Here is a 4,184-nt window from a genome sequence, read left to right on the forward strand (position 1 = left end):
AACTCATTATTAATAAAAATCATAAAATCAAATACCTGATATGCTATTTTGTAATATCAGTACCCTTGGCGAAAAGAAGATAGGCTAGAATGAAAACACTTGAACAAGAACTCTCCCGCATTGATCTCAACCTACTTGTATCTCTAAGTGTTTTAATCAAAGAGAAAAACGTTTCACGCGCCGCCGAAAAAATGTTTCTTTCTCAGCCCGCTATGAGCCGAATTTTAGGACGATTGAGAGACCTATTCGATGATCCTCTTTTTTACCGTGAATCCAACGGACTGCAACCTACAGCCAAAACCTTAGAGTTAGAAACACATTTAGACCGAATTTTGTTTTCCATCGATAGCTTAGTAAACAGCACCAATTTTTCCCCAAAAACGTGCGAAAAAGCATTTAGGATTTCAACACCGCCCTTGATGAGTAAGCTGCTTACGGCCCCATTAGCAAAAAAAATCTATGACCTTGCACCAAGCGTTACATTAGAGGAATACCCTTCAGCGGCAGATCCAACACTATTGCTAAAAGAGAATCACGTTGATTTTTCGATACATATAAAAGACACCGCTATCGGGAATGAATACCTTTCTGAAAAAATTGGTCATACTTACCCTGTTATTTATGGTGCAACCACTCATCCTTTACTGAAACAGGAACGAATTACTATTGATGATTGCCTTAAATACTCGTTTGTCGATTTATCTCTTGATATTCGTTCAGTTGGTGATTACCTTAACCCACTTGATGTTGAGCTATTAAAGCAAGGGAGAAACAGGAAAGTTGCATTTAAGTCGGGTCAATTATCAACATTATTAGAATCAATTGAGGGTACAGATAGGCTCATTATCGGCAGTCACTTGTTGGAAAAAGATTCAATATTAGATGACAAATTCAACGTCATAACAGCATTTAACCGTGAACCTTTTATCACCAACATTTACATCGTTGAACACAAAAGAACAACAAACAGTCCACCACATCAATGGTTAAAATCGCTGATTATTGAATCGATTAAGGCTAAATTCGTTATGCAAAATTGACAGCTTGGTTATTCAACGAAACACTTAGCAACTAAATGACGAATTTATACAATATCAAGCACAAACCTCAATGTAGCATTGCTTCCAACACTCAACAGGAAGCTAAATTATGTCTGCTATCTTTAAAGCTGCGTTTATTTTCGTCGCACCAGCCGCCAATCCTTCTCAAGATTATTCTTGGGTACGAACAAATGAAGTACATGTAAAAACGATTGCTGTTTCTAATTATCAACAAGCTTGCAAACTCATGGATTCATTAAGTGAAGAAGGAATTAAGGCCGTTGAACTCTGTGGTGGGTTCGGTCATCAGGGTGTCGCTGATGTAGTCAAAGCCGCAAATGGACGAATGCATGTAGGAGTCGTACGCTTTGATAAACACCCATGTTTAGACTTTGCCAGCGGTGATGCGCTATTCTAACCCTTAGATTAATACAGTAATAATCCCACCTCTAATAACAATATAAAGAATATTAGAGGTGGTAGGAACCATAGTCAGTATGTACACACAACACATTAAACCCACCCATCAATTAAGCCCATTTATTGCACACTTTTGGCTTTGGGAGCAAAATGATACCGTTAAACTTCCTAATATGTTACCCGGTACAGGGGTTGAAATACTTTTCAACTTCGGTCAACCCATAATCATTCAAACGGCCCAACAATCTCACCTCAATACGAATGATTGTATTGTGGTTTGCCCTCGAAAATCACTCATACAGTTTCAACCAATGGGCAAGACAAAAATACTCTCAATTCGCTTTCGTTCTGCAGGCTTTTTTACTTTATTTGGATTGCCTTTAACTGAACTATCCGATCAAATTATCCCAATGGGCCAATTATTACCAACAAACTTAATCGAGCAACTAGCTGAAACAAAAAGTGATATAGCAAAAGTGACTTTGTTAGAGCAGTGGCTTCTGCAAAAGCAAGTTAGCATCGCAGTTCAAGACTCAGCCCTACAATGGGCTATCGATAAGATTTACTACCAAAACCAAAGTGACAGTATTACTGAGGTCAAACACCAATTAAAATGTAGTGAAAGAACATTTCAACGTAAATTCAAATTATTTACGGGTGTCGATGCAAAATACTTTGAGCGTACGGCTCGCTTTCAATCAACACTGAAAGCACTGTTAACCGCTCAATCAACTCAGTATTTAGCTGTCGCATTCGATCATGGTTATTATGATCAATCCCATTTTATTAAAGACTTTAAATATTATACTCAATCAACACCAAGTGGATATCTGACAGAACGAAACTTCTCATTAAACTATTACCAAACCATATAAAATCCCCGAACAAGTCGAGGATTTAACTTCAATTGTTAAGCTATAGGTTAGCGCTCATCCACCAAGGAGCCACCTTGGGTATTAATCACCTCTTGGTACCAATGAAAACTCTTTTTACGCTTACGAATGAGCGAGCCCGTACCATCGTTGTGCCTATCAACATAGATAAAACCATAACGCTTACTCATTTCTGCCGTCGAATTCGCAACCAGATCTATCGGTCCCCAGCTAGTGAAGCCCATTAACTCGACACCGTCAGCAATGGCCTCTCGTGCTTGAACTAGGTGATCGTTGAGGTATTGAATGCGGTAATCATCGTGGATCTCGCCATCTTCACCGATCTCATCACGCGCCCCTAAGCCATTTTCAACCACAAAAAGCGGCTTTTGATAACGATCATAAAGGAAGTTCAGCAAAATCCGCAGACCTTTAGGATCAATGAGCCAACCCCATTGGCTTTTCTCTAAATATGGGTTTGGTACGCTATCTATAATGTTCCCGACTTCTTTTTGTTTTGGATCGGCACTCGCGCAGCCACTGGCGTAATAGCTAAATGAGATAAAATCGACCGAGGCCTGGGCAATAGTATCTAAGTCACCTTCTTCCATTGCGATAGTGATATTATTCTCGCGGAAATAACGCAACATGTAACCAGGGTATTTACCGCGGGTTTGCACATCACCAAAGAACAGCCATTTGTTATTTTCATGCATGGCTGCAATCACATCATCAGGGTTACAGGTGTACGGGTAATTAATCGCACCCAATAGCATATTGCCAATCTTGCCATCTGGAATAATACGCTTACATAGGCTTACCGCTTTAGCATTGGCAACCAATTGGTGGTGAATGGCTTGATAAATCGCCTGCTCACTCGCCTCTTCAGGTAAACCGACACCGGTAAATGGCGCATGCAGCGACATATTGATTTCGTTAAACGTCAGCCACAGCTTCACTTTCTCTTTATAGCGTTCAAAAACAGTGCTGACGTAACGCTCAAAGAACGCAATTAGCTTTCTATCAGCCCAGCCTCCATAGTTTTCCACCAGCGCATAAGGCATCTCATAGTGTGACAAGGTCACAAATGGCTGAATATCGTTCTTTGCTAGCTCTTCGAAAATGCGGTCGTAATATGCAAGGCCCGCTTCATTCGGCTCTTGGTCATCACCATTAGGATAAATACGCGTCCACGCTATCGATAAGCGTAGGCAGTTAAAACCCATCTCTTTAAATAAGACGATGTCGTCTGGATAACGGTTATAAAAATCAATCGCGACATCCTTAATACCAGCAGTTCTCTCTTCACGCGTTTGGTGGGGGCTAAGAATGCCAGAAGGGAGCATGTCTGAGGTTGATAACCCCTTACCATCTTGATCATACGCACCTTCAACTTGGTTAGCCGCAATCGCGCCACCCCATAAAAAATCATTCGGAAAGTGAGTCATACACGCCTCTATTTTATCGCCTTGGCCTTCATGCTGTTTTATGCATAGTTGAACGGAAAGCATCTAGCAAATTATGCGGAACATGGCGCTAGTATTGATGAATATAACAGGAAGAAAAAGAGTGTAATTAAGAGTTGGTTTGTTCCGCATTTTAGCCATTTACGGCCACACACTAGTTTCATTAACTAAAAGCGCTCAAACTAGGAAATATTCTCAAGATTGAATTCCCTGTTTGAAAGCCTATTACTGCTTGCTCGTCACATAAAGACCACATTTTAAGCAAATTCAAAACCTACATGTCGAGTTTTCACTACTCGAGATTATTTTCGATATTTCATAAAAAAACATCTCAATCTTTACATATGTAAATTACAGCTAAAAACGCCTGATATAAATTGTCCTTG

General features: G+C 40.0%; 4 protein-coding genes. 3 read left to right on the plus strand and 1 reads right to left on the minus strand.

All coding sequences use genetic code 11. The annotated features are described in order from the left end of the window. Positions 1-89: 89 nt before the first annotated feature. The 3 genes from ASV53_RS22985 to ASV53_RS22995 all read left to right on the plus strand — a co-directional run bounded on the left by ASV53_RS22985 (position 90) and on the right by ASV53_RS22995 (position 2,335). Complete coding sequence (locus ASV53_RS22985; RefSeq protein ID WP_094958841.1) at positions 90-1,040, plus strand: LysR family transcriptional regulator; 951 nt, start codon at positions 90-92, stop codon at positions 1,038-1,040. A 109-nt stretch (positions 1,041-1,149) separates the two neighbouring features. Next, positions 1,150-1,458 carry a DUF6506 family protein gene (locus ASV53_RS22990; protein ID WP_094958842.1) on the plus strand — a complete coding sequence of 103 codons (309 nt, stop codon included), beginning with the start codon at positions 1,150-1,152 and terminating at the stop codon, positions 1,456-1,458. A 79-nt stretch (positions 1,459-1,537) separates the two neighbouring features. Next, positions 1,538-2,335 carry a helix-turn-helix domain-containing protein gene (locus tag ASV53_RS22995; RefSeq protein WP_094958843.1) on the plus strand — a complete coding sequence of 266 codons (798 nt, stop codon included), beginning with the start codon at positions 1,538-1,540 and terminating at the stop codon, positions 2,333-2,335. 47 nt (positions 2,336-2,382) lie between these two features. Here the strand turns inward: ASV53_RS22995 and ASV53_RS23000 are convergent, their stop codons facing one another. Next, positions 2,383-3,780 carry a glycoside hydrolase family 1 protein gene (locus tag ASV53_RS23000; protein WP_094958844.1) on the minus strand — a complete coding sequence of 466 codons (1,398 nt, stop codon included), beginning with the start codon at positions 3,778-3,780 and terminating at the stop codon, positions 2,383-2,385. Between the last annotated feature and the right edge of the window lie 404 nt (positions 3,781-4,184).

Origin of the sequence: Photobacterium sanguinicancri, assembly GCF_002265265.1 — a bacterium.
GTDB lineage: Bacteria > Pseudomonadota > Gammaproteobacteria > Enterobacterales > Vibrionaceae > Photobacterium > Photobacterium sanguinicancri.

Excerpts from the sequence above, each read along its gene's own strand:
- ASV53_RS22985 (WP_094958841.1), top strand. The coding sequence starts at position 90 with ATGAAAACACTTGAACAAGAACTCTCCCGCATTGATCTCAACCTACTT.
- ASV53_RS22990 (WP_094958842.1), top strand. The coding sequence starts at position 1,150 with ATGTCTGCTATCTTTAAAGCTGCGTTTATTTTCGTCGCACCAGCCGCC.
- ASV53_RS22995 (WP_094958843.1), top strand. The coding sequence starts at position 1,538 with ATGTACACACAACACATTAAACCCACCCATCAATTAAGCCCATTTATT.
- ASV53_RS23000 (WP_094958844.1), bottom strand. The coding sequence starts at position 3,780 with ATGACTCACTTTCCGAATGATTTTTTATGGGGTGGCGCGATTGCGGCT.